This window comes from Microbulbifer litoralis (assembly GCF_023634065.1).
GTDB classification, from domain to species: domain Bacteria; phylum Pseudomonadota; class Gammaproteobacteria; order Pseudomonadales; family Cellvibrionaceae; genus Microbulbifer; species Microbulbifer litoralis.
The window spans coordinates 124,068-149,197 of the sequence record NZ_JALKCV010000004.1; the positions used below are offsets into that span (position 1 = coordinate 124,068).

Consider the following 25,130-nt stretch of genomic DNA (forward strand, 5'->3'; position numbering starts at 1 on the left):
CAAAGTTTACTCTTCTTCAGAGCCGCCGACTTCGATCACCTTGCGACCGCGGTAGAAACCGTCTTTGGTCACGTGGTGACGACGGTGCTTCTCACCGGTAGTCGGATCGACGGACAGGCTCGCTCCGGCGCCCAGGGCGTCGTGAGAGCGACGCATACCGCGACGGGACCGAGTCTTCTTGTTTTGCTGAACAGCCATGGCTTGCTCCTAAAATCAACAGATTACACTGGAACCGGGGCGCCTACCGGCGAGCCCAAACTCATCGAACAAACCCTCGATCAGGGCTTGTTCGACGAACCCTTCAACTGTTCCAGCACTTTAAAGGGGTTTTCCCGTTGCTCTTCCTCCCCCTCGGGCTCACCACCGGAATGGAATCTGTCGCGGGGGACACACTCCGCCTCGTGGTAGGCCACCATGGGCAGGTTGAGCAAAATCTCGTCTTCCAACACCTGGTACAGGTCCAGCTCGTCGCCGTCCTGTATCACCGGATCCAAATCCCGGGGCAACGCTCTGCCCTGCTCTTCGGACCACACGACACCCCAGTGGAATTCCGCCTCGACCGCCTCCGGCACCGGCTGCAGGCAACGCTGGCACTGCAGGTGCACATTGCAACTCAACTTGCCGCTGGCGGCCAGGTGGCCATTGAGATCCCGCGCAAACTCGACGTCGGCGCGAATATCCCCGTTGATCGACTCCACCGCCGCACTCAGGCGCTGCAGCTCTGCAGCCGGCAGTATGCCTGTCAGGCGCTGCTCGCGCTGTACCAGTTTGCGTGCATCCACGCTCCTGGGAAGCGCTGCTGTAGAGGGGGGTATCGACATAAGCGCGCAATTCTATGGACAAGCCCTACCCTTGTCAAAACAAATCAACCGCCCCAATATCGCGCCTCTCCGCCGAACCGAGACAGCGACAAAACGGACCCGCAAACCATGGACCGCCACCTGATTCTAGCCTCCGGATCACCCTACCGGCGCAAGCAGCTCGAACAGCTGCAACTGCCCTTCGAATGTATCCCGCCCCATATAGATGAAACAGCATTGGCGGGAGAAAGGCCCGCAGACCTGGCCCGGCGCCTGGCGGAAGAGAAAGCCCGCGCACTGGCCGACACCTGTCCCGATGCGCTGATCATAGGATCCGACCAGGTGGCCGAGTGCGGCGGCAGGGCACTCGGCAAGCCCGGCAACAGCGAGAGCGCCCTCGAGCAGCTCAAGCGCTGCAGCGGCCGACAGGTGCACTTCCATACCGGTATCAGCCTGCTGGACAGCCGCTCCGGGAGGCAGCGCACCGAGGTGGAAATATTCACGGTGCACTTCCGCCGACTGGGCGATGCGCAAATAAGGCACTACATCGCACTGGAAGAACCCTATGACTGTGCCGGTTCGTTCAAAGTGGAAGGCCTGGGCATCACTCTTTTCGAAAAAATGGAAGGATCAGATATAAATTCCCTGATCGGACTCCCATTAATTCGACTGATCGATTTGCTACAGGCCTTCGGGGTCGACCCGCTCACACATGCAGAAGCCCCCTTTCAGGGCACCAGCGGCGGCCAGCGGAGTAGTTCGGAGAAGTGATCGATGATGGCGCGGGGCCCACAGGTGGACAACCGCTCGGGGTGATGGACACCGTAGCTGACGCCAATGGATGCCATGCCGGCAGCCGCCGCCATCTCCAGGTCGTAGACCGTGTCCCCGACCATTACCGCCTCCCCGACTGGCACGCCGGTCTCCGACAGCAGCTCCCGCAACATCAGCGGATCCGGCTTGGAGGCGGTCTCGTCGGCACAGCGACTGGCCGCAAACAGGTGTCCGAGCCGATGCTCCTCGAACTCCCGACTGAGGCCGCGCCGGCTCTTGCCGGTAGCCACCGCCAGGCTGTGATTGGCGCCGAGCAGCCGATCCAGCGTTTCCAGCACCCCGTCGAACAGCGGCAGCGGCTCGCTGCGGGCCGCCAGCCACTCCTCGGCATAGCACTCGCGCAACCGCTGCCGCTGCTCACTGGGCGCCTCGGGGAACAGCTCGGCGATCGCCTCGGGCAGGCCGAGGCCGATGATATTGCCCACCGCTTCCGGCGCCAGCACCGGCAATCCCACACGCTCCGACGCACTCTGCATACAGGCAACGATACGGGCTTCGGAATTGCACACAGTGCCGTCCCAGTCGAGAATCACCAACATCGCCTACCGCCCTCCTCTTACTTCTTACGCAGTGCAGACAGCACCGATTCCAGCTCCGCCGACAGCGGCGCCTTCACGTCGACCTTCTCGCCACCGGGCAGCGTGCAGCGCACCCGTTGCGAATGCAGGAACAGCCGCTTCAGGCCCGACTGCCGGAACTCCCGGTTCAAATCATCCCCGGTGTACTTGACGTCACCCGCCAGCGGGCAGCCGACAAACTGCGCGTGCACCCGGATCTGGTGCGTGCGGCCCGTTACCGGCTCCGCCGCCACCAGCGTCGCATCGCGGAACCGCTCCAGCACCTGGAAGCGGGTTTCCGACGCCTTGCCGGACGGATCCACGGACACCATGCGCTCGCCACTCTTCAGCGTATTCTTGCGCAGCGGCGCCTCGACCAGTTTGCGACCGCGCGGCCACTTGCCGGTCGCCAGCGCCAGGTAGGACTTCCCCACCCGGCCGGCGCGCAGCTCCGCCTGCACGTGCTGCAGCACTGAGCGCTTGCGGGCCACCATGATGGCACCGCTGGTATCGCGGTCCAGCCGGTGCACCAGCTCGATAAAGCGACTCTGCGGATACATCTGCCGCAGCACCTCGATCAGGCCCAGACGCACGCCGCTGCCACCGTGCACCGCCAGGCCCGCCGGCTTGTCGATCACCAGCAGGCCGTTCGCATCATAAAGTATGGAAGCTTCTATCAACTGGCGCAGGGATTCTCCGGCCACCGGCGCCGGCGCCTGCTCCGCCGCCCGGATCGGCGGCACCCGCACCCGGTCGCCGGAACACAGCTTGTACTCGGCCTTCACCCGCCCTTTATTGACCCGCACCTCGCCCTTGCGCAGGATGCGATAGATGCGCGAGCGCGGCACGCCTTTCAGGCGCGCCTGCAGGAAATTGTCGATGCGCTGGCCCGCCAGCTCTTCGGGTACAGTCAGGAACTGCACACCGCCATTGGGGTTCCAGGAATCGGTGGGTGCCGACGCATCGGTCGGGCCGGAGGGGGGTGAACTTCGCATGGCGCGCATGATAGCGCCGCGACAGCCCCAATTGAAGCGCCCCGCGGCCCGTGCTATATTCGGCGGGCCTGAATTGGGCAGGTTTTCGGCCACGGGCGGCTCCCGACAAAGGGGTGACAGCCGTGGTTCCAGAGAAAATACCGCCAATCGGCCAGTGCGGGCCTCTTCAATTCAATAGAGATGGCCGCGTCATTGAAAAAACTTCGCCGACCAGGTCTGCCCCAAAGAAGATTCCCGGGCGCCTCGCCGGCTCCAAGGTCCCGCCCCCGGCGGGTATTTATCGCGAAGGTAAGACGGGCTGAAGCCCGCAGCGCTTGAATGGAAGACTCAGACACTTGCGTCCCGCTCTGTAGCAAGGCCAGCGACCGCACTGGCCCCCGGGCCGCTGAGCAGCAGCGAATCCGGCAACAACACATACAGAACCGAGGGGGATTGGCCAAAAGCCATCCAGACAGAGCCAGACAAAAGACGTAGACCTCGCCGCCCACCCAGTGAATGGCGGCGCCCCGGAACGGCCGCGGTATCCGCGCCAACGACACCGGGCAGTACTGAACATACCGTACTGAGGTAACAACGGGTGTTGTACCAGACTGTACACATCCGGAGTTTCAGCAGTGTAACAACCGGGTAGAAATCCGCCCCGGAGCGCCGCAGACAGCGGCAATCGCCGGCGTTACCCCACCCCGTTCCTGCTCGGCCGCGCGGCTGTTTCCGCACGGCGCCACAAAAAGCCTGCAGACTTCAGTGTCCTGCCTTTGCGCAACGCAAGGATAAAAGACACGCATGAAGAGAATGCTAATCAATGCAACTCAACCCGAAGAGTTGCGCGTAGCCCTGGTAGACGGCCAGTGGCTCTACGATCTCGATATTGAAAACCGTACCCGTCAGCAGAAAAAAGCCAATATCTACAAGGGCAAAATCACCCGTGTAGAACCCTCCCTCGAAGCCGCTTTCGTCGACTACGGCGAGGAGCGCCACGGCTTCCTGCCCCTGAAGGAAATCTCCCGCGAGTACTTCCTCAAACAGCCGAAGGAAATCGAGGGCCGCATCAAGATCAAGGATGTGGTCAAGGAGGGCATGGAAGTCATCGTGCAGGTGGACAAGGAAGAGCGCGGCAACAAAGGCGCTGCCCTGACCACCTTCATCAGCCTGGCCGGCCGCTACCTGGTACTGATGCCGAACAACCCCCGCGCCGGCGGCATCTCGCGCCGCATCGAGGGTGACGAACGCTCCGACCTGCGCGACGCCCTGTCCGCGGTGGAAGTCCCCTCCGGCATGGGGATCATCGTGCGCACCGCCGGCGTCGGCCGCAGCGGCGAAGAGCTGCAGTGGGACCTGAACTACCTGCTGCAACTGTGGGACGCGATCAAGACCGAAGCCGACGATTCCAAGGCACCGCACTTCCTGTTCCAGGAAAGCAACGTCATCATCCGCGCCATCCGCGATTACATGCGCGACGATATCGGCGAAGTCATCGTCGACGACAAGGGCGCCTACCAGTTGGCCGCAGAGTTCGCGCGCCAGGTGATGCCGCACCACACCAATAAGGTGAAATACTACGAAGACGCCATTCCGCTCTTCAACCGCTACCAGATTGAAAGCCAGATCGAGACCGCCTTCGAGCGCGAAGTGAAACTGCCCTCCGGCGGCTCCATCGTCATCGACGTCACCGAGGCCCTGATCTCCATCGACATCAACTCCTCCCGCGCCACCAAGGGCGGCGATATCGAGGAGACGGCCCGCTCCATCAACCTGGAAGCGGCCGACGAGATCGCACGCCAGCTGCGCCTGCGCGATATGGGCGGCCTGGTGGTGATCGACTTTATCGACATGCAGAGCAAGTCCAACCAGCGCGAAGTGGAAAAGCGCATGGAGAAGGCCCTCGGCATGGACCGCGCCCGCGTGCAGATCGGCCGCATCTCCCGCTTCGGCCTGCTGGAGATGTCCCGCCAGCGCCTGCGCCCGTCCCTGGGTGAAACCACTTTCCGCGTCTGCCCACGCTGCAGCGGCCAGGGCACCATCCGCGGCACCAAGTCCCTGGCGCTGTCCATCCTGCGCCTGGTGGAAGAGGAAGCGAAGAAGGAGCGCAGCGCCGAGATCCGCGCCATCTGCCCGGTCAACGTCGCCACCTACCTGCTGAACGAGAAGCGCAAGGCCATCTCCCAGATCGAGTCCCGCAACGACACCCGTGTGGTCGTGGTGCCGAACGCCGACATGGAGACCCCGCACTTCGAAGTACAGCGACTGCGCGACGACGACTCCGCCAACCTGGAGACGTCCTACAAGATCTCGGGCACCGTCGAGGAAATCGCAGACAAGGACGAAGAGCCGGTTCGCGCGCCTGCGCAGCCCGCCGTGCAGCAGATCCAGCACACCGCGCCGGCGCCGACTCCGGTGGAGAAGCCCGAACCGGGCCTGTTCAGCCGCCTGGTCAGCGCCATCAGCGCCCTCTTCTCCAGCGAAGAAGACACCACCAAGAAGCACAAGAAGGGCAAAGGACAAGGCAAGAGCTACCAGAAGCGCAACCGCAACCAGCGCAACAACCGCGGTGGCCGCAATCGCCCGCAACGCCGCCGCGACGACAGCGACAAGCGCGACGGCAAACGTGAGGACAAGCGGGAAGAGAGCCGCGAGGACAAACGCGTAGCCAAACGTGACGAAACCCGCGATGGCGACAGCGAGCGCCCGCAGCGCCGCAGGCGCCGTCGCCGGGGTGGCGAGGGCCGCCGTCGTCGCGAAGAGGGCCAGCCCCAGGTCGCCGCCAAGGAGAGCAAAGCCGAGCAGAAGACCGAGAGCCCCGAGCAACAGCCTTCTGCCGAGTCCGACCAGCAGCGTCCGGCCCGCCGCCCGAGCAATGTTCGCGGCCGCCCGCAGCCGCGCCGCCGCGGTCGCCGCGGGGAAAACGCCGCAGCTGCCGCCGTCGCCCAGAGCCAGGAAGAGCTGAATCGCGAGGTCAATGAAGCCATCGACGAGGCGGAAAGCGAGTCCCGCCAACCCGCTGCCAAGGCACAGGAAACCCGGCAGCCGCGAGGCGAAGCCAAGGCTAAGAAGGAAAAAGCACAGGGCCGCCGCAGCGACCAGCAACCGACAGCAACGGAGCGCCCTGAAACCGAGCGCCTTGAGAAGGAGCCGACTGAAGACAAGCGTCCCGTCCCGGCTGAAAGGGAAAAGGCCGGCACTGAAAAGGCACCGACGGCGGCCTCTGCCCCGCAGGAACAGAAGCCCGCAGCACAACTGCAGCCCTCTGCCACAGCAATCGAGCCGGCGCCGCAACAACCGGAGCGCCAGGCGGAGCAACCCGCAACAGCAACCGAAAAGCCGGCAACCAAACCGGAGGCTGCCGAAGCCCCCGCTGCACAGGTAGAAGACACGACAGCCGCCGCCCCCAGGAAAGTGGCTGAACCGGAGCAGGAGCAACAGCCCCGGGAAGTGACCCCGACCGAGGCTGCGCCCTCCAGCGAGAGCGCCGCAGTGGAAACACAAACCGCGCCCACCGCAGAGCGCAAACAGGAGATCGCACCGGAAGAAGTCGCCGTCGCAGAGGCCGAAGAAGCACCGGAAACTGAAGCGGCCGCAGAGGCCGCCCGGAAACCGGTAGCGGAAGCGAAACCGGCCGGCGGTCGCGCCGGCAACGATCCGCGGGTAAACCCGAGACCGCTGCAGGAACTCGCCATTGTCACGGAACACCGCGACACCGGTGAGCTGCGCCCGCTGAACACGGCACAGCCAGCGGCTATCGAGCACAAGCCGCGCGCCCTGACCCGCCCGGCCAACGACCCCCGCGTCGCCCGCCGCGTGGACGAGGCAAACGATGCTGCCGACGACTCCGCCGAGGCGAGCTGATCGACGTCCGGGGGCGGTGGCAACACCGCTCCCGGCTGTCGTCCGGCACTGTTCAATAAACCGGCTAAGCTATTGAATCAACTATAAAAAATTCGCGCGCACCCTTGTACCTGCCGAACTGGCCGGTATAATGCGCCGGACAATCTGGTGGGGTGGCTGAGTGGTCGAAAGCGGCGGTCTTGAAAACCGTTGACTGTAACAGGTCCCAGGGTTCGAATCCCTGCCCCACCGCCATATAGGAAGCCCGGCCTTTGCGCCGGGCTTTTTTGTTTGGCAGCGCCGCAGAACCGGATCGGAAACCCACTTCAGCAACTTATCCAGAATATCCAGATCCCCCGAACAGTGGGCGCCGGGCATCTCGCTCACCAACTCCTACTTCCTCTCCCCTCCTGCTCCAAAAGCAAGCTTCGCCCCCGTTGCTAGTAGCCAAAAATCAGCAACGTTTTATTCGTCCACGAACTCCCAGCTTATCCATCACCCGCCCGCGTTTGACCTACTCTTGAAAGCGGGCATATCGCCGCTGTCCATCTGCCCAAAAAAATCTCCGCTTTCAAACCCATCAACCTCGAGGAAGAATGCTGTGAGTCAACCCTACGTACGTCTCGACAAAAACGATGCCGCCGTGCTGATGGTGGACCACCAGGCCGGCCTGCTGTCACTGGTCAGGGATATCGCCCCGGACAAATTCAAGAACAATGTATTGGCACTGGCCGATTCCGCCGAGTACTTCAAGCTGCCGACCATACTGACCACAAGTTTCGAAGACGGCCCGAATGGCCCGCTGATCCCGGAGCTGAAAGAGACGTTTCCCGACGCCCCCTATATTGCGCGACCCGGGCAGATCAACGCCTGGGACAACGAGGACTTTGTAGCCGCTGTCAAGGCTACCGGCAGGAAACAGCTGATCATCGCGGGGGTGGTCACCGAGGTTTGTGTCGCTTTCCCCGCCCTGTCCGCGATCGAGGCGGGTTTCGAGGTGTTCGTGGTCACCGATGCCTCCGGCACTTTCGACGAACTGACCCGCCACTCCGCCTGGGGCCGCATGGCGGAAGCCGGCGCCCAGCTGATGACCTGGTTCGGCGTGGCCTGTGAGCTGCATCGCGACTGGCGCAACGATATCGAGGGGCTCGGCACACTGTTCAGCAACCATATCCCCGACTACCGGAACCTGATGACCAGTTACGCCGCGCTGACCGGGTCCAGGTAATCGAGGCACTCCGACTCCGGGTTACAGATGCTTTTGCAACTCCTCCAGACTCAACGCGGGAGTGATCCGTATCTCGGCATTCAACGCGGCAAACAGCGCCTCGTTGTACTCCATCAACTTGTCCTGCTGCGCTTCGTCAATCACGAACAGTGCCGCCCTTTTCCCTTCATTGAGGTAGAAGTAGGCGGCGGATGGCTCGGCCGACTCGACAAAACGATTGAATGCCGCGTCCATGGAGCCATCCAGCGCACTGGCATTGCCTTTTTCCACCGGTATCAGTACCTGCATCAACAGTCTCACAACCTTTCCCTCCGCCGGGTGCAATCGATGCAAAAACCATAGATGGATACACGGCCCGGGTGCGGAATCCGGAGACAATATCGACCCGATCGCAACGATGATTGGGACCTGGGCGGTGGTCGAGACTCAGAAACTGCGGGTGATACCGAAAACCAGTTCGCCGTCGCCCAATTTGGGGTTTGCGAGGAATGGATCTATGCCGTCCGTATCGTACCAGCGCAGATCGAAGTGGAAGTCGTTCCAGGTTTTACCGATTCCGATATCCCAGTAGGTGTAATTGAGGTAGTCGAAAGCCGATTCGAATGTCTGCTCGCCAACCCGGGCAGACACGGAAATATCCCGCTGGAAGTCGGCACTGACGGTGACCTCGTAAGCCAGTGACGAGACGCCGTCGAGAAAGTCGTCACCGAAATAGTTGTCGGCATACCAGAAGCTCGGTGAGATGGTAATGTTGTCGGCGCTGTAGCTCGGGGTGATATAGATCTCAGCATAATCGAGATCCGATGGGGATCCCGGGTAGAAATAGGACCAGTAGCCGATATCGTAGCTGAAACCGCTATCACCGATATCCCCGGCAATGCCGATATAGGGGTCCAGCTCCATGCTGTTGCCGGTTCCGCCGAAGTCGGTATTCGATGCCCAGAGACCGAGGTAGATACCTGTGTCGTGGGACCAGTTGAAATCGACGTTGACCTGCGGGCGGTTGTTGGAATTGGAGATGCTGCGGAACATATAATCGGAGGCAATCAGCGCACTGCCGGCAAATGTGCCGAAGGTATCGTCGTCCTCCTCTTCTGCGCCGTAACCAACGGTGCCGGACAATGCCAGGCAGAAGGCGGCACCGATGGCGGTCAAATCCGTTTTTTTCATTGGGCTTCCCTGTCCCGAAATTGAAACGTCTCTCCTGCTATAGACGCTGGCCATTTTTTTTCAAGCCGGGGCGCGGCAATTATCGATCGCGGAAAATAGCACGCCTCCGTTAATTACGGTGTCCGTGAAGCACTTCCCTGTGCCACCGATCGGGCCCGGATATCCGGGAGGGCCCGTCTCTCACAGTGCGCTACTACTGCCCGGTGAGGGCCTCGGCCACGCCGTCGAGGGCCGCCTTCTCTTCATAGGGGCCATTGGCGGGGCCGCTGAACAGCAGCGGCCAGTCGTCGGCGCCCTGGCGCTCGTCGAAGTCCAGCAACCAGCTGTCGCCATCCCACAAGCCCCAGACAGTAATGCCGCCGCGCAGGTGGGCCGGCACCACATCCAGGTAGGCTTCCACGATGGACTTGTAGCGGGCCTTCTGCAGCGCCGCCACCTCCGGGGTGTAGCTGGTGTGCTGCGGGAAGGGCGTGGATGCATAGGGATTGTTCACCGGTACATCGAGTTCAGTGAGCTTGACCTTCAGGCCGCGATCCACGATCGCCTGGAAGGCAGTCCGCATCTGCGAGGTCGACGGCCAGTCGATCTGCACGTGCATCTGGAAACCGACGCCATCGATGGGGGCATTGTTTGCCTGCAGGTCGTCGACGATCTGCAGCAGGCAGTCCAGCTTGTTGCTGTTGCCACCCTCGGTGTCGTAGTCGTTGTAGTACAGATCCGCATTGGGATCGGCCGCATCCGCCGCATTGAAGGCCTCGGCGATATAACTGCTGCCGAGACGCTGGTAGAACAGCGAATTGCGATAGCAGTTGGACTGGTTTTCATCGATGGCCTCGTTGACCACATCCCAGCTTTCCACGCGGCCGGCAAAGTGGTCGGCAATGGTGCTGACATGGTCGTTCATCATCGCCTGGAAATCGCCGCTGTAGCTGTTCATCCACGAGGGCACCTGATAGTCCGAGTGCCAGATGAAAGTGTGGCCGTGCACACCGATCCCGTTGGCGCTGGCCCAGTTGACCATCTCGTCCGCGTTGGCGAAATCATAGGTGTTCTCCGACGGGTGCAGATAACTCATCTTCATGATGTTGCCCGCGGTCAGCTGGCTGAAATGCCGGGCAATCGAATCCTGTTTCTCCGGGATGATCAGGAAACTGCGGCTCTCGTTGCCGGCGGAGACCGCAACCCCCACTGGGAAGGCCGCGAGGCTGTAGAGGTGCTCGGTGGAACCACCCGACGAGGAGCTGCTGCTGGAAGAGGAACTGGAAGACGAGCTGCTGGATGAGGAACTGCTCGACGAAGAGCTGCTGGAGCTGGAGGAAGAGCTGCTCGAATTACCGGAATCGCACAGCGCACCGCTGACTTCGGGCACTTCGGCGGTGCCGCTGGATGTGCCCTGGAACCCGAACACCACACTCTGCCCCGGCTGCAGGGTACCGTTCCACGGCGCATTGCCGGCCGTGTAGGGGTTGTTGCCGGAGATCTGCGAGCTCCAGTGATTGGTAATGCGGTTGTCGCCGCTGTACTGCCATTGGACCTGCCACCCATCGACCGTCGACGCGCTGTCGTTGGTCACCCGCACGGCGGCTACAAAGCCCGAGTTCCAGCTGTTGTCGATGCTGTATTCGCACTCCGCCAGCGCGCCCTGGGAAGCGCTGCCCAGCAGCGCGACGGCCAGCGCCCCCATATATCGGCGAAGACGCCGCGGTTCTGCCAGTGATGACAAGACTGTGAAGGTATCCATATTTTCTCTCTTATCGCTTTATCGGTTGTGGACTTCTCGGCAAAGGAAGCTCTTCCGCCAGCGACTTCGCCATCAGACTTCCCTGGCTGGGCCGAGACTGCATGCGGGCAAGAGCGATCGCGCAGCCAATGTGACTGCAAGGTCATGCTATCGGGGAGGCCAGAATATGGCCAAGCTGGATTTGGCGCGGATGTTGGAAAGTGTGAACCTGGTAGCGCTACCAGGCGGATGTTTCCGCAGATCGGATCCCCTCGCGGGCAGCTTCAAGGCACCGCTGCCGCCCCCGGCCGATCACGCGGTTCAGGCATCCGGGATGCAGCTGCCGCCGCCCGCGCTGGCGGTCCACACCACAGGGGCATCCGGTCTAGGCTATAAATTGGCAACGATCAATTCCACGCTTCACGGGGTGCTTACCAGCTCAATGACGGCCAAGTATTACCCTGTCTGGATCCTTCTGATCTGCATCCTCGGCGTCGGTGCGGGTATCGGCCTGCTGTTCTATTTCGACCTGGACGACCGCATCCTCCAGGTACTGCAGTGGCTGGACGCCCAGGGTTGGCAGGCGAGCCTGCTGTTTGTGCTGATCATGGCCGCCGCGATCGTACTGCTGCTGCCGGGCGTGGTTTTCACCATGGGGGCGGGTTTTGTGTTCGGTGTTATCGAGGGCACTCTGCTGGTGGTGGCCGGCACCGCCCTGGGATCGACACTGGCGTTCCTGATTGCGCGCTACCTGTTGCCCGAACGCCCGTCGCGCTGGCTGATGTCACACGTGCGCCCGGCACACCTCGGGGAAGTGATACGGGAGGAAGGCTGGCGCATGATCATGCTGACGAGGCTGGTGCCGCTGTTTCCGTTCAAACTGTCGAACTATTTTTTCGGCCTCACGCCGGTGCGCCTGTGGGACTTTGTACTCGGCAACCTGATTGGCATCATTCCACTGACGGTCAATAACGTCTACCTGGGCTCCATCGCCGCGGACCTGACGACCCTGGGGCAGATGGAATCCGGGCGCACACCGCTACAGTGGACTCTGTACGGCATCGGTTTTCTGCTGGCGGTGGTCGGCGTGGTGGGGCTTACCCGCATCGCGCGGCGTGCGCTGATCAGGAAAATTGAGAAAGAGGATCTCTGATGCCCTGGATGAAATGGCTTCCGTGGCGCTTCTTCGTGCGCCGATTCGCCACGGCACACGGCTTTCTCGACCCGCTGTCGGTCATGGCGCGCCTGCAGCGTTTTGCCGAGCCCTCGGAAGTGGCGGAGCCCATCGAGCTGCTGCGCGCCGGCGCCGTATTCCACGCGCGCGCGCTGATCAACAGCAAGGTCATCCAGCACAACCTGGACTGGGTCTGGCCCTACTGGATCGAGCGGCAGTTCGATCCGCTCGACGAATCCTTTATCCCGCGCGCCTTTTCCATCACCCACTGCAACCTGAGCCACCGCAACTGGACCGCCGTGGGCCTGCCGGATTGCGAGGAGATGCCGATCGTGGATCCCCGCGGCCTGCTGACTCCCCACTACGACGGCTGGTCCATCGATGCCTGGGTGCTCGGCGACGACGGGCAGCGGCTGCTGCCATCCAAGGCAAAAGATTGCAGCCAGCGGTTTGTGATGGACGAGAGTATCGCCGTGCGCACGGAGTCCGCCGGCGACGGCCTGCGCCTGAGCAATACCGCCAGGGTCGAGCGCGACAGCAATGACAGCCACTGCCTGCAGCAACTGCACGCCACCAGCGAAACCGGCGGCTGGCTGGTGGTGTCGCTGCGCCCCTGCAATCCCGAGGGGGTCAGCTTCGTGCACAAGGTCAGCCTCGACGAGGCCCGTCGCCACTGGCTGATCGAGGAAAAAGCGGCGGTGGAATTCGATCGGAAAGTCGATCGCCACCTGGCGTCGGACTACCGCAACGGGGACAGCTACCTGCACCTGGGTGACCGGGGTGGCCGCCTTCACGGCGAGTGCGAAGTGGGCATGGCCAGCGCCGCCGCCCTGTTCCGCCTGGAAGCCGGCCAGCCGCTCAATATCGATGTCAGGATCCCGCTGCACAGCGGCAGGCACAAGAGCCGCCTGTCACCGAGCTGGAAGGACAACCTCGACGGCCACTGTGCACTGTCGGTGCCGGATGAAAAATTCCAGTTTCTCTACGATGCGGCGGTGCGCACGCTGATCCTGCACTCGCCCGGGGATGTCTATCCGGGCCCCTATACCTACAAGCGCTTCTGGTTCCGGGACGCCGCCTTCATGATCCAGTCGCTGCTGTACGCCGGGCTGCTGGATCGCGCCGAACGGGCGCTGGACCAGTTTCCGCAGCGGCAGAAACGCGATGGATTCTTCCATTCCCAGGACGGCGAGTGGGACTCCAACGGCGAGGCGCTGTGGATCTTCAACCTGTTCTGTGAGATTGCCGACCGCAAGCTGAAACCCGCGTGGCGCGAGCCGGTACTACGCGGCACGCGCTGGATCGACGCCAAGCGGCAGCCGCCGGAGCGCGGCCGCTGCGGTGGCCTGCTGCCGGCCGGTTTCAGCGCCGAGCACCTGGGGCCCAACGACTGCTACTACTGGGACGATTTCTGGGGCGTCGCCGGCCAGCGCGCCGCCGTGGCCATCAGCGAGCGCGAGGATTTCGCCGAGCGCGATACCTTCGCCGCCCAGGCGGACGACTTCCAGCGCGCCATCGACGACAGCCTGGCCCAGTGTGCGGAGCGGCTCGGGCGCCCCGCCATGCCCGCGTCGCCCAACCGGCGCCTGGACGCCGGCGCCATCGGCTCCGTCGCCGCCGGCTATCCGCTGCAGCTGTACCCCGAGGACGACGAGCGGCTGACGGACCTGGCGGAATTCCTGATGGAAAACTGTTTTGTCAACGGCGGCTTTTTCCAGGACATGATCCACTCCGGCATCAACGCCTACCTGACACTGCATATCGCCCAGGTACTGCTGCGCGCCGGCGATGCACGCTGCCTGGAACTGATGCGCAGCGTCGCCGGGCTCGCCTCCCCCACCGGCCAGTGGCCGGAGGCCATACACCCGCATTCCCTCGGCGGCTGCATGGGCGACGGCCAGCACGCCTGGGCCGCGGCGGAGTGGCTGGCGATGCAGCGCAACTGCTTCGTGCGCGAAGAGGGCGACAGCCTGGTGCTGGCGTCCGGCCTGCCACCGGAATGGCTCGCGGACACGTCGGCCGACCGGCCAATCCGGTTCGGCCCGGCGCCGACCCGTTTCGGCACCGTTACCCTGGCCATCGAACCCGGCCCGGCGCCGCGTGTCACATGGGATGGCGACTGGCACCGGGAAGCACCGCCGATCCGGGTGCGCCCGCTGGGCTACAAAGCGGCCACGCCAACCCCCGGCAGCAACCATGTGGAGCTCTCACCGCAGTGAACATTGTCATGCTGACCAACACCTACCTGCCCCATGTGGGAGGTGTCGCCCGATCGGTCTCCGCCTTTACCGAGGAATACCGCAAACGCGGCCACAGGGTCATGATCGTGGCGCCGGAATTCTCCCAGCGCCTTCCCGACGAACAGGATGTGGTGCGCATTCACGCGCTGCAGAACTTCAACGGTAGCGATTTCTCCGTCGCCCTGCCCTTCTCCGGCGACCTCAGCGACAAGCTGAACGACTTCCGGCCGGATATCGTGCATTCGCACCACCCGTTCCTGCTGGGCATGACCGCGCTGCGGATCGCGCGCACACGCCAGCTGCCACTGGTCTTTACCCACCACACACTGTACGAACGCTACACCCACTATGTGCCGGCGGATTCCGACGCGCTCAAACGCTTCGTGATCGAGCTGGCCACCCGCTACGCCAACCTCGCCAGCCTGGTCTTCGCCCCCAGCCAGAGCATCGCCTCGCTACTGCGCGAACGCGGTGTAAAGACCCCCATCGCCGAGGTGCCGACCGGGGTCCAGTTGCAGGATTACACTGGCGGCGACGGCGCGCGCGCGCGGCGGGAACTGGGCATTCCGGCATCGGCCTTCCTGGCCGGTCACCTGGGCCGCCTGGCGGAGGAAAAGAACCTGGAGTTTCTCGCCGCTGCCGTCGCGGACTTCATGCAGCGCCATCCGCAGGTGCACTTCTTGCTGGTGGGCAGCGGCCCCATGGGCGAGCGGCTGCAGCGGCTCTTTGCCAGCCGCGGCCTGGCCGGGCGCCTGCATATGCCGGGCACCCTGCAGGGCGAGGCGCAGCGGGATGCCTACACGGCGATGGACGCCTTCGTGTTCGCCTCCACCAGCGAGACCCAGGGCATGGTACTGACCGAGGCCATGGCCGCCGGCACGCCGGTCATTGCGCTGGATGCCAACGGCAGCCGCGAAGTGGTGCGCGACGGAATCAACGGCCGCCTGCTGATGCGTGAGAACAGCGGCGATTTTGTCGCCGCGCTGCAGTGGCTGCTGGAATTGCCGGCACCACAGCGGGCAAAGCTGCGGCGGGAGGCCCTCGCTACCGCGGAGCAGTTTTCCATGGAGAATTGCGCCGGGCGCGCACTGCAGCTCTATGAACCACTGCTCGGCCAGCCCTGGTCGCTGGACGACTCCCTCTACGCCCAGTGGCAGCGGCTGCGCAATACCATCGGCGCCCAGTGGGACATTCTCGAGGGCGTGACCAGTGCCGCCGGCGCAGCCTTTAGTCATCCACCGTACCGACGCTGAGTCCGGAGTGCGATGTTAGATCGTATTACATCCCGCCTGCGCCGCTGGCGCCGACGTTTCAGCCGCAGCGAATGGATGACCCACCTGCTGGGTCTGCCCACCAGCGACTGCGCGCCCAGCGACCCCGGGCTGGTGCTGATCCAGATCGACGGCCTCGCCCACCCGCAACTGGAGCGGGCACTGGCCCGGGGGCGCATGCCGTTCCTGAAACGGCTGATCAGGAGGGAGCACTACCACCTGGAACACCTTTACCCGGGCGTGCCCTCCACCACCCCGGCGGTACAGGCGGAGCTGTTCTTCGGCGTGCGACAGGCGGTGCCGGCGTTCGGCTTCATGATGAAAGAGAGCCAGAAGCTGGTGCGGATGTACGATCCGGAAGTGGCCGCACGGGTGGAGGAAAAACTCAACGCCCGCTGTCGCGACCCGCTGCTTTCCGGTGGCAGCTGCTACCTGAGCCTGTTCCGTGCCGGCGCCGATCACGGCGAGGCCCACTTCTGCCCCGCCGACCAGGGCTGGGGACCGGCGCTGCGCGACGCCAGCCCCTGGAAAGTCTTCCTGATGCTGCTGACCAACGCCTGGAGCCTGGTGCGTACCGCCGCCCTGGTGGTGGTCGAATTCGTGCTGGCGATCGCCGACTGTGTGCGCGGCGTCCTCAAGGGCCAGGACCTGGTGCGCGAGCTGATGTTTATCCCCACCCGCGTCGCCGTCACCATCCTGATGCGCGAACTCTGCACCATCGGCGTCAAGATCGATATCGCCCGCGGCCTGCCGGTGATCTACATCAACCTGCTGGGCTACGACGAGCAGTCCCACCGCCGCGGCCCGCGCTCGGCCTTCGCCCACTGGGTGCTCAAGGGTATCGACGACGCCATCGCCCGCATCTGGCGCGCCGCGCACCGCTCCGACCGCCGCCACTACGACGTCTGGATCTTCTCCGACCACGGCCAGGAACAGACCCACCCCTACGAGGAGGAGTTCGGCCGCAGCCTGGGCCAGGCGTTGGCCGATGCGCTGTCGGACTTGCCGGGAAGCCCGGACAGGTATCCCTGCAAGAGCCGCCGCGGTATCGAGCTGGAACGCGCGCGATTGTTCGGCAGTGAGTGGATGGAAAAAATCACGCCCGGCGACGGTGGCGACGACCACGCGACGGACACCCCGCTCGCGCTGGCGGCACTGGGGCCGCTGGCGATGCTCTACAACCTGGAGCTGAACGGCACTCCCCGCGCCGAGGTCGCGCGGCTGATCGTCGAGAAGGCCCGGGTGCCATTGGTCCTGTATCGCTCGGATCCCGCCGACCCCGCCTCCGAAATACACGGCTGGTGGGCCGCGGGCCCGATCCGGATGCCGGAAGACGGCCCGCGGGTACTGGGCCACGACCACCCGTTTCCGCAGGAGGCGGCCGCCGATATGGCGCAACTCTGCCACCATCCGGACGCCGGCGATTTCATGATGTACGGCTGGTGCGCGGGCATGGACAGGCCGCTGACCTTCGCCATGGAAAACGGCAGCCACGGCGGCGCCGCACCCAACGAGACCCACGCCTTCGCGCTGATGCCGGAGGATATACCGCCGCCGAATCCGGAACGAGGCCACTGGCGTCCGGAGGAACTGCGCGCCACCGCCCGCGCCTACCTGCGCGGGGTCAAACCCATGGCCGGCCGGCGCCGGCGGGCAGCGGTGAAAACCCTGCGCGTCATGACCTACAACGTGCACAGCTGCCGCGGCATCGACGGCAAGCTGTCGCCGCAGCGCATCGCCCGCGTCATCGCGCGCTACCAGCCGGATGTGGTGGCGCTGCAGGAGCTGGACGTGCTGCGCGAGCGCAGCGGTGGCCTGGACCAGGCCGAGCGGCTGGCACGGCTGCTGGCCATGGACGTGCACTTCCAACCCGCCCTGCACCTGGAAGAAGAGCGCTACGGCGATGCCATCCTCACCCGCCTGCCCGTGCGCCTGGTCAGGAAAGACATACTGCCGGGCCCGCCCAACGGCAAAAGCAGCCTGTTCAATCCCGCCGCGGACGAGCCCCGCGGCGCCGTCTGGGTCGAGGTGGAGTACGAAGGGCAGAAACTGCAGGTCATCAACACCCACCTGGGACTGTCCAAGGCCGAGCGCCTGCGCCAGGTGGACGCACTGCTCGGCCCCGACTGGCTGTCACACCCCCGCTGCGAGGGCCCGAAGGTACTGATGGGGGATTTCAACGCGCTGCCCAACGCCGCCGAGATCAAGCGGCTGACTAACCAACTGCGCGACGCCCAGGTGGCGGCACCCGGCCACAAGCCCCGCGGCACCTTTTTCAGCGGTATGCCCAAGGCGCGGATCGATTATATTTACACCAGCCGGGATATCCGCGTGGAACGCATCGTGGTCCCGGCCACCGAGCTGACCCGGCAGGCCTCGGACCACCTGCCACTGATTGCCGATATCGAAATACCGGCCGGTGACGACTGATGGGTCGGCGGGGATTGAAACGGCGCCCATTGCCCCCATATCCATGTCCGGAAGCGGCGCCACCGGGGCACCGCAGGATGGCGCGAAAACCGATTCGCCGGCCCGCGATTGCGAATTGGCGGACTGACTTGATGGTCCCGATCGCTGGCTATATGATTCTCGTAATATTCAATAGCAGGAGTCGCTAATGCAGCCGCACGTTTACTCACAGTCCCGCGCAGTGGATCGCTCGGAAACGGCGAAGGTACTGCGCAATACCTATGCCCTGTTGGCCATGACCGTACTGTTCAGCGCCTTTACCGCCGGCGTCGCCATGGCGGTGGGCATGGGCCGCGGCATGGGCATCATCTGTTCACTGGTCGCACTGGGCCTGATCTGGTTCGTACTGCCGCGCACCGCCAATTCCGGCAAGGGTATCGGCGTGGTCTTCGCCTTTACCGGCCTGCTGGGCGCGTCACTGGGCCCGATCCTGAACTACTACATTTCCGCCGGCGCCGGCCAGGTCATCACCCAGGCGCTGGGTACCACCGCACTGATCTTCTTTGCGCTGTCCGCCTATGTGCTGACCACCCGCAAGGACTTCAGCTTCATGGGCGGCTTCCTGTTCGTGGGCCTGATCGCGGTACTGGTGTGCGCGCTGGGCATGATGATCGCCAGCTTCTTCGGCGTGTACATGCCACTGGCAAGCGTGGCCCTGAGTGGCGTGATCGCGCTGCTGTTCTCCGGCTTCATCCTGTATGACACCAGCCGCATCGTGAACGGTGGCGAGACCAACTACATCATGGCGACCACGTCCCTGTATATCTCCATCCTGAACCTGTTCACCAGCCTGCTGCACATCTTCGGCTTCGCCGCCGACGACTGATCCGCAGCCTGGAACGGCCGAACCCAATGCCCCGCTCCGCGGGGCATTTTGCTATGTGGCTACTATGAAATTTTCCCTGGTTATCTACGGCGCCCCGCACGCCTCCGAGTCCGCCGCTACCGCGTTGCGCTTCGCCCGCACACTGCTGGCCCAGGGCCACCAGCTGTACCGCGTCTTTTTCTATGGCGATGGCGTCCACAACGGCAGTGCCCTCAGCGCCCCGCCCCAGGACGAGACCGACACCGTCGGCGACTGGCAGGCACTGCAACGCGAGCACGGCCTGGACCTGGTGGTATGCATCGCCGCGGCCCAGCGCCGCGGGCTGCTGAGCGACAGCGAAGCCAGGCGGCTGGAGAAACCCGCCGCCAACCTCGCCGACGGCTTTGAGCTGGCCGGACTGGGGCAGTTGGCCGACGCCAGCGCCAATTCCGATCGCGTCGTCACATTCGGTTAGGGACACGATGATGACAACAAACACACTTGCCCTCTGTCGCCAGGCCCCCTACGGCGACGCCCTGGCCCGCGAAGGGCTGGAGGCGATACTGGCCGCCGCGGCCATGGATCAAGCGCCGGCGGTGCTGTTCCTGCGCGACGGCGTCTTCCAGCTGCTGCCGGAGCAGGCCCCGTCGGCAATCGGCCAGAAGAGCCTGCTGCGCAACCTGCAGGCGCTGCCGATGTTCGGCATCGAGACCATTCATGTCTGCGAGCGCAGCCTGCTCGAACGCGGTATCGACGCGAAGCAGCTGGCGATAGCCGGCGCGGAGATTGAACTGGTGGCCGATACCGGTGGGTTTATCGCCGGCTTCGATTCTGTCCTGAGTTTCTGAGGCAAGCACATGACCCTGCATATCGTCAGCAGATCCCCCTTCAGCTCCAACGCCCTCGCCGACTGCATCGGCACCTTCAGCGATGGCGATGCACTGCTGTTGATCGAGGACGGCACCTACGCCGCGAGCGGTTTTATGCCCGAGAATATTGCCGTGGGGCCCGTCTACTGCCTGAAGACCGATGCGGATGCCCGCGGCCTGCAGGTACCGGAGACATTCCAGGCTATCGACGACGCCCGCTGGGTGTCGCTGTGCGTCGAACACAAACCGATCGTCAGCTGGTTCAAGTGATGGGCAGTATGCAGATAGAGGGCCGCGAGATAGCACTGGATAAGGAGGGCTACCTCCGCGAGCTGGACGACTGGAACCCGGCGGTGGCTGAGGCGCTGGCGAAGGCCGAAGGTATCGAACTCACCGACGCGCACTGGGAAGTGATCCGGCTGCTGCAGGATTTCTACCGGGAATTCGAACTGTCGCCGGCCATGCGACCGCTGGTGAAATACGTCGGCCAGCAGTTGGGAGCGGACAAGGGCCGCAGCATTTACCTGATGCAGCTGTTTCCGCCGAGCCCGGCCAAGGTGGCCAGCAAGATAGCCGGGCTGCCGAAGCCGACCAACTGCCTCTAGATTTCCCGGGGGGAGGGGCCGGCTCAGATATGCACGATCACCTTCCGTTTTCCCCGGTGGTGCCGATGCTCCCACAGATATAGCCCCTGCCAGGTCCCCAGCATCAGTCGGCCATTTTTAACCGGAACCGAAAGGCTGGTCGCCGTCAGCGCCGCCTTGATATGCGCCGGCATATCGTCCGCCCCCTCCAGCGTGTGGGTATAGAGCGGGTCGTTCTCCGGCACCAGCCGGTTGAGCCAGTTCTCCAGGTCCACGCGCGCCGACGGATCGGCATTCTCCTGGATCAGCAGGCTGGCCGAGGTGTGCTGGATAAACAGGGTACAGAGCCCCTCGTCCACGCCCTGCCCGCCCAGCCAGTCCGCCACCTGGTCCGTGAACTCGTGCAGCCCCTGGCCACTCACCAGGATTCCAATCTCACTAATTGCCATAGAGATTCCTCAACCCTTTCCTTTACAATGCGCGCCCGCTCCACTGCAGATACCACCGCATTTTAATATGGCCATACACCGGGTTAACACCGACGACTACAACGATCAGCTGCAGCGCAAGGCCGAACGGCTGCGCCGGGCCTACCGTGAATACACCGACCTGGAGCCGGAGCTGTTCCCGTCGCCGCCGATCCACTACCGCCTGCGGGCCGAATTCAAGGTGTGGCAGGAAGACGGCCGCGCCCACTATGCCATGTACCGCCAGGGCGAATACAAGAAGCCGTTTATCATCGACGAGTTCACCGTCGGCTCGGAACTGATCAACCAACTGATGCCAAAGGTGCTGGAGGCGGTCAACCAGAGCGAGACACTGCGAAAGCGGCTGTTCTCCGCCGAGTTCCTGACCACGCTCGCCGGCGACGCACTGATCACACTGATCTACCACAAGAAGCTGGACGAACAGTGGGAAACGGAGGCCCGCGCACTGCAGGAAAAACTCGGCTTCCCGATCCTCGGCCGCTCGCGCAAACAGAAGCTGGTGCTGGAACGGGATTACGTGATCGAGAAATTGCCGATCGGCGGCAGGACTTACCAGTACAAACAGGTCGAGGGCAGTTTTACCCAGCCCAACGGCGAAATCTGCCGCTCGATGATCGGCTGGGCCGGGGATGCCTGCCGGGATGCGGGCGGCGACCTGCTGGAGCTCTACTGCGGCAACGGCAATTTCACCATTCCCCTGTGCGAGCATTTCGACAGGGTGCTGGCTACCGAGGTGTCCAAGGTATCGGTCAATGCCGCACAGGAAAATATCCGCGCGAACGGCGTCGACAACCTGGATATCGTGCGTCTATCAAGCGAGGAATTTACCCAGGCCATCGACAGGGTGCGCCCCTTCCGGCGCCTGAAGGATATCGACCTGGACAGCTACGATTTCTCCACCGTGCTGGTAGACCCGCCCCGGGCCGGGCTGGACGCGGACACCTGCGCAATGGTGGCACGCTTTCCGCGGATTCTGTACATCTCCTGCAATCCGGAGACGCAGCTGGACAACCTGAAGGAATTGAGCAAGACGCACCGGATCGAGCGCTTTGCACTGTTCGACCAGTTTCCGTATACGGATCACACCGAAACCGGCCTGTTGCTGGTGCGCGAGTAGGAGCCTGCCCTGCAGGCGAAACGGCAAGAGGGCCCGAGGGCCCCGGCTCTTTTCGCCTGCAGGGCAGGCTCCTACAGGGTAACCCCGGCGAACGGAACGCCATCAAAACTCCCGACCGAGGATCCTCTTCGCCGCATCCAGCGCAAAATCCTTGTACTCGCTCTCGACCTGCGCCATCTCCATTTCAAACTGGAACTGCTTTTTGCGCGGCAGTTTCTTCCATTCCTGCAGGATCGGAATATGGCTGGTCTTGTCGGCCACGGTGTAGAAGGCCACGAACTCGTCCTTGATCCCCTGCTCCACCTGCAACGCATCCAGCAGCACGCGAATCCGGATCGACGCCTCGGTAACACCGACACCATCGTCGAGCAGTGTGCGGGCTAAGATCTGGATACTGTCGTTGACCCGCTGGCGCTGGTCCGATGCGGCCTGTTCCAGCTCCGCCAGCTGCGCGGCCTGTTTTTTCTGCGCCAGGTTCAGCTTGCGCAGGTAATAGCCGGCCACCGCGGCGAGCGCGAAAATAATCAGCGCGGCGACAACCAGCAGCCAGGTGGGGAAAACCGTCATGGGAAGAAACCTCTCAGAACCAAATTTCTAGCAGCGCCAGCCCCAGGCTGGCGGTAACAATCGACAGCAGTGTACTCAGGGCGACGATATTGGCCGCCAGCTGGCTGTTGCCGCCCATGGCCCGCGCCATGATAAAGGACACGGTGGCGCTCGGCGTGGCCGCCAGCAGCAGCAATACGCCCATGGCCTGCGCCGGCAGCCGCAGCAGCCAGCCGCACGCCAACAGTACGGCCGGCACACCCAGCAGCTTGATCGCCGTGGCCCCGAAGGCCGCCAACGAGCTGCGCCGCAGCAGACTGAAATCCAGGCTGGCACCGATACACAACAGTGCCAGCGGCAGCGTGATCGAGGCCAGGTAGTCACCGGTCTGCAGCAGTATTTCCGGCAGCACCAGGCCGATCTCACGGCAGACCAGCGCCAGTACGATGGCGACGATCAGCGGGTTCTGGGCGATATCCTTCGCCAGCTTGCCCCAGCTGAAGCGTACCTCGCTGCTGTAGACCGCAAACAGCGTCACCGCGGCAATATTGTACAGGATGGTGACCCCCGCCATCAGCAGCGCCGCCTGCGCCAGGCCGCCGCTGCCGTAGGCATTGGCCGCCCAGGCCAGGCCGATGATGCCCAGGTTGCCGCGGAAGGCACCCTGGATAAAGGCGCTGCGGTCGCCATGCACCAGCGGCCGCGCCGCCAGCCAAGCCAGCGGGATGGTAATCACCGTGCCCAGCAGGCCCGCCGCCAGCAGCGGCAGCTCCTGGCCCAGCTCTGCATCGGCGGTAAAGATATTGATAAACAGCAGCACCGGCAGCGTGATCATAAAGACCAGCTTTGACGCATCGTCCACAAACGCATCGCGCAGCAGGCCGACGCGCGCCAGCCAGTAGCCGACGATCAGCGTCAGGAAAATGGGGCCGGTAACAGACAGCGCGAAGGCGAAAGTTTCCACGGGGCGCTATTCGCCGTCGCTTTCGGTTTCGGTCTCTTCTGTAGCCTCGACCTCCGGCTCCGGCAGGCCCTTGCGATCGCTACCCTCCGCCTCTTCGCGCAGGTCGGCACTGATCTGCTTGCGGGTCTTGGCGCCCAGCTTGCGCAGGCTGTCGATGCGCTTGACGGCGTTGCCGCGGCCGGTGGCCAGGCGCTTGTAGGTCTGCTGGTAGGCGTCGTCCGCCTGGCGCAGGCGCTCCCCGAGCGCGTCGAGGGATTCCAGCACCATCGCGAACTGGTCGTGCAGCTTGCCCGCCTCGGCGGCGATCTTCTCGGCGTTCTTGTTCTGCTTTTCGTAGCGCCAGATATTCTCCACCGTGCGCAACGTCGCCATCAGACTGGTGGGGCTGACCAGCACAATGTGTTTTTCGTAGGCGTCGCGGAACAGGTTCGGGTCGCCCTGCATCGCCAGCATATAGGCGGCCTCGATGGGCACGAAGATAAAGACGAAGTCCAGCGTGCGCACGCCCTCGAGCTGCTCGTAGGCCTTCTTGTTCAGGCCGGTGATATGGGCGCGCAGGGAGTTTACGTGCTGTTTCAGCGCCTGGGCGCGCTCGTCGTCGGTCTCCGCCGATGCGTAGCGCTCGTAGTCCACCAGAGAGACTTTCGAGTCGATGATCAGGTCCTTGCCCTCCGGCAGGCGCACGATCACGTCCGGCTGTTGGCGGCGGCCGTCGCTGGTGCCAGTCTTGAGAGAAACCTGGGTTTCATACTCGCGGCCCTTCTGCAGGCCGGACTGCTCCAGCAGCCGCTCCAGTACCACCTCGCCCCAGTTGCCCTGGATCTTGCGGTCGCCCTTCAGGGCCGACGTCAGGTTCAGGGCCTCATCACTGATGCGCTGGGTCTGCTCCCGCAGCGCCTTGATCTGGCCCACCAGGCTGCCGCGCTCGCGGTTCTCCTGGTCATAGACATGCTCGACGCGCTTGCGGAAATCCCCCAGTTGGCGCTCCAGCGGGTCCAGGCTCTTGCGCAGGCTGTCCTCGCTGCGGCGTGCGAAGGCCTGCTGCTTCTCCTCGAAGATGCGGTTGGCCAGGTTCTCGAACTGCTCCGTCATCGCCTTGCGGGTCTGTTCCAGCAGCTGGCGCTGCTCCGCCAGCGCGGCTTCGCCCTTCTCCACCAGCACCTGGCTGCGGGTCAGGCGCTGCAGTTTTTCCTCGAGCTCGGCGCGCAGTTTCTGTATCTCGGCCTGCAACTGCGACTCCCGCTCACGGCTGCCGTCGAGACGCGAGCCGGCGATTTTCAGTTCCGCGCCGGTGTCCTGCAGCTCTGCGAGCGCCTGTTCCAGCCGTCGCTGCACACCCGCCCTGCCCAGCCAGAACGCCAGGCCGGGCAGCAGCACCAGCAAAACGGTGGCGAGAATCGCGTGTTCGGCAGTCACTTGCAGCGGGAACAATTCCATAAAAAACTCTCGGATTTGCGGTATTCTTGTACGACTGAGT

The 25,130-nt window shown here is 63.7% G+C and carries 24 protein-coding genes and 1 tRNA gene; 14 read left to right on the forward strand and 11 right to left on the reverse strand.

The annotated features are described in order from the left end of the window. Positions 1-6 precede the first annotated feature (6 nt). Positions 7-198: a 50S ribosomal protein L32 gene (rpmF, locus tag MWN76_RS08030; RefSeq protein WP_250460877.1), complete on the reverse strand. Its 192-nt coding sequence runs from the start codon at positions 196-198 to the stop codon at positions 7-9. An 80-nt stretch (positions 199-278) separates the two neighbouring features. Beyond that, positions 279-782, reverse strand: coding sequence for a YceD family protein (locus MWN76_RS08035; RefSeq protein ID WP_250460878.1), 504 nt, complete (start codon positions 780-782; stop codon positions 279-281). Between the two features lie 147 nt (positions 783-929). Between MWN76_RS08035 and MWN76_RS08040 the strand changes: the two genes are divergently transcribed. Further along, the gene (locus MWN76_RS08040; RefSeq protein WP_250460879.1) at positions 930-1,571 is read left to right on the forward strand and encodes a Maf family protein; all 642 of its coding nucleotides are present in this window, start codon (positions 930-932) and stop codon (positions 1,569-1,571) included. On the opposite strand, the gene MWN76_RS08045 is transcribed toward MWN76_RS08040, so the two are convergent. Then, complete coding sequence (locus tag MWN76_RS08045; RefSeq protein ID WP_250460880.1) at positions 1,529-2,173, reverse strand: HAD-IA family hydrolase; 645 nt, start codon at positions 2,171-2,173, stop codon at positions 1,529-1,531. The two genes, MWN76_RS08040 and MWN76_RS08045, sit on opposite strands and share 43 nt — an antisense overlap. 17 nt (positions 2,174-2,190) lie before the next feature. Next, on the reverse strand, positions 2,191-3,186 hold the full coding sequence (gene rluC / locus MWN76_RS08050) for a 23S rRNA pseudouridine(955/2504/2580) synthase RluC (protein WP_250460881.1): 996 nt from the start codon (positions 3,184-3,186) through the stop codon (positions 2,191-2,193). Between the two features lie 783 nt (positions 3,187-3,969). Here rluC and MWN76_RS08055 point away from each other — a divergent pair. The 3 genes from MWN76_RS08055 to ycaC all read left to right on the forward strand — a co-directional run bounded on the left by MWN76_RS08055 (position 3,970) and on the right by ycaC (position 8,236). Beyond that, positions 3,970-7,029 (forward strand): Rne/Rng family ribonuclease, encoded by a 3,060-nt coding sequence (locus MWN76_RS08055; protein WP_250460882.1) that lies wholly within the window; start codon positions 3,970-3,972, stop codon positions 7,027-7,029. A gap of 146 nt (positions 7,030-7,175) precedes the next feature. Further along, positions 7,176-7,263, forward strand: a tRNA-Ser gene (locus MWN76_RS08060). A gap of 346 nt (positions 7,264-7,609) precedes the next feature. Next, positions 7,610-8,236 carry an isochorismate family cysteine hydrolase YcaC gene (gene ycaC, locus MWN76_RS08065; RefSeq protein ID WP_250460883.1) on the forward strand — a complete coding sequence of 209 codons (627 nt, stop codon included), beginning with the start codon at positions 7,610-7,612 and terminating at the stop codon, positions 8,234-8,236. Between the two features lie 21 nt (positions 8,237-8,257). Here the strand turns inward: ycaC and MWN76_RS08070 are convergent, their stop codons facing one another. From MWN76_RS08070 to MWN76_RS08080, 3 genes are all read right to left on the reverse strand, one after another. After that, a complete protein-coding gene (locus MWN76_RS08070) occupies positions 8,258-8,536 on the reverse strand; it encodes a hypothetical protein (protein ID WP_250460884.1) in 279 nt (92 codons plus the stop codon). A gap of 126 nt (positions 8,537-8,662) precedes the next feature. Beyond that, a complete protein-coding gene (locus MWN76_RS08075; RefSeq protein ID WP_250460885.1) occupies positions 8,663-9,406 on the reverse strand; it encodes a TorF family putative porin in 744 nt (247 codons plus the stop codon). Between the two features lie 193 nt (positions 9,407-9,599). Beyond that, positions 9,600-11,147 (reverse strand): endo-1,4-beta-xylanase, encoded by a 1,548-nt coding sequence (locus MWN76_RS08080; RefSeq protein ID WP_250460886.1) that lies wholly within the window; start codon positions 11,145-11,147, stop codon positions 9,600-9,602. A 421-nt stretch (positions 11,148-11,568) separates the two neighbouring features. On the opposite strand from MWN76_RS08080, the gene MWN76_RS08085 reads away from it, so the two are divergent. The 9 genes from MWN76_RS08085 (at position 11,569) to MWN76_RS08125 (ending at position 20,559) form a co-directional block, all read left to right on the forward strand. Beyond that, on the forward strand, positions 11,569-12,279 hold the full coding sequence (locus MWN76_RS08085; protein WP_250460887.1) for a TVP38/TMEM64 family protein: 711 nt from the start codon (positions 11,569-11,571) through the stop codon (positions 12,277-12,279). Then, positions 12,279-14,519 (forward strand): hypothetical protein, encoded by a 2,241-nt coding sequence (locus MWN76_RS08090; RefSeq protein ID WP_250460888.1) that lies wholly within the window; start codon positions 12,279-12,281, stop codon positions 14,517-14,519. Before MWN76_RS08085 ends, MWN76_RS08090 begins: the two co-directional genes overlap by 1 nt. Next, positions 14,516-15,793: a glycosyltransferase gene (locus MWN76_RS08095; protein WP_250460889.1), complete on the forward strand. Its 1,278-nt coding sequence runs from the start codon at positions 14,516-14,518 to the stop codon at positions 15,791-15,793. Before MWN76_RS08090 ends, MWN76_RS08095 begins: the two co-directional genes overlap by 4 nt. 12 nt (positions 15,794-15,805) lie before the next feature. Continuing rightward, positions 15,806-18,241 carry an endonuclease/exonuclease/phosphatase family protein gene (locus MWN76_RS08100; RefSeq protein WP_250460890.1) on the forward strand — a complete coding sequence of 812 codons (2,436 nt, stop codon included), beginning with the start codon at positions 15,806-15,808 and terminating at the stop codon, positions 18,239-18,241. 187 nt (positions 18,242-18,428) lie between these two features. After that, positions 18,429-19,106 carry a Bax inhibitor-1/YccA family protein gene (locus MWN76_RS08105; RefSeq protein ID WP_250460891.1) on the forward strand — a complete coding sequence of 226 codons (678 nt, stop codon included), beginning with the start codon at positions 18,429-18,431 and terminating at the stop codon, positions 19,104-19,106. Positions 19,107-19,170: 64 nt separating this feature from the next. Further along, complete coding sequence (tusD, locus tag MWN76_RS08110) at positions 19,171-19,560, forward strand: sulfurtransferase complex subunit TusD (protein ID WP_250460892.1); 390 nt, start codon at positions 19,171-19,173, stop codon at positions 19,558-19,560. A gap of 10 nt (positions 19,561-19,570) precedes the next feature. Further along, positions 19,571-19,933, forward strand: a complete 363-nt coding sequence (gene tusC, locus MWN76_RS08115; RefSeq protein ID WP_250460893.1) for a sulfurtransferase complex subunit TusC — start codon at positions 19,571-19,573, stop codon at positions 19,931-19,933. A gap of 9 nt (positions 19,934-19,942) precedes the next feature. After that, on the forward strand, positions 19,943-20,224 hold the full coding sequence (gene tusB / locus MWN76_RS08120) for a sulfurtransferase complex subunit TusB (protein ID WP_250460894.1): 282 nt from the start codon (positions 19,943-19,945) through the stop codon (positions 20,222-20,224). Then, entirely contained in the window at positions 20,224-20,559 is a 336-nt protein-coding gene (locus MWN76_RS08125; RefSeq protein WP_250461099.1) for a TusE/DsrC/DsvC family sulfur relay protein, read from the forward strand. Before tusB ends, MWN76_RS08125 begins: the two co-directional genes overlap by 1 nt. Positions 20,560-20,582: 23 nt before the next feature. Here the strand turns inward: MWN76_RS08125 and MWN76_RS08130 are convergent, their stop codons facing one another. After that, a complete protein-coding gene (locus MWN76_RS08130; protein WP_250460895.1) occupies positions 20,583-20,987 on the reverse strand; it encodes a secondary thiamine-phosphate synthase enzyme YjbQ in 405 nt (134 codons plus the stop codon). A 67-nt stretch (positions 20,988-21,054) separates the two neighbouring features. Between MWN76_RS08130 and trmA the strand changes: the two genes are divergently transcribed. Continuing rightward, complete coding sequence (gene trmA / locus MWN76_RS08135; protein ID WP_250460896.1) at positions 21,055-22,143, forward strand: tRNA (uridine(54)-C5)-methyltransferase TrmA; 1,089 nt, start codon at positions 21,055-21,057, stop codon at positions 22,141-22,143. A gap of 102 nt (positions 22,144-22,245) precedes the next feature. On the opposite strand, the gene MWN76_RS08140 is transcribed toward trmA, so the two are convergent. The 3 genes from MWN76_RS08140 to MWN76_RS08150 are packed head-to-tail and all read right to left on the reverse strand — an operon-like array spanning position 22,246 to position 25,090. Continuing rightward, the gene (locus MWN76_RS08140) at positions 22,246-22,710 is read right to left on the reverse strand and encodes a DUF2489 domain-containing protein (RefSeq protein WP_250460897.1); all 465 of its coding nucleotides are present in this window, start codon (positions 22,708-22,710) and stop codon (positions 22,246-22,248) included. A gap of 13 nt (positions 22,711-22,723) precedes the next feature. Then, complete coding sequence (locus MWN76_RS08145) at positions 22,724-23,653, reverse strand: AEC family transporter (RefSeq protein ID WP_250460898.1); 930 nt, start codon at positions 23,651-23,653, stop codon at positions 22,724-22,726. A 6-nt stretch (positions 23,654-23,659) separates the two neighbouring features. After that, positions 23,660-25,090 (reverse strand): DNA recombination protein RmuC, encoded by a 1,431-nt coding sequence (locus MWN76_RS08150; RefSeq protein ID WP_250460899.1) that lies wholly within the window; start codon positions 25,088-25,090, stop codon positions 23,660-23,662. Between the last annotated feature and the right edge of the window lie 40 nt (positions 25,091-25,130).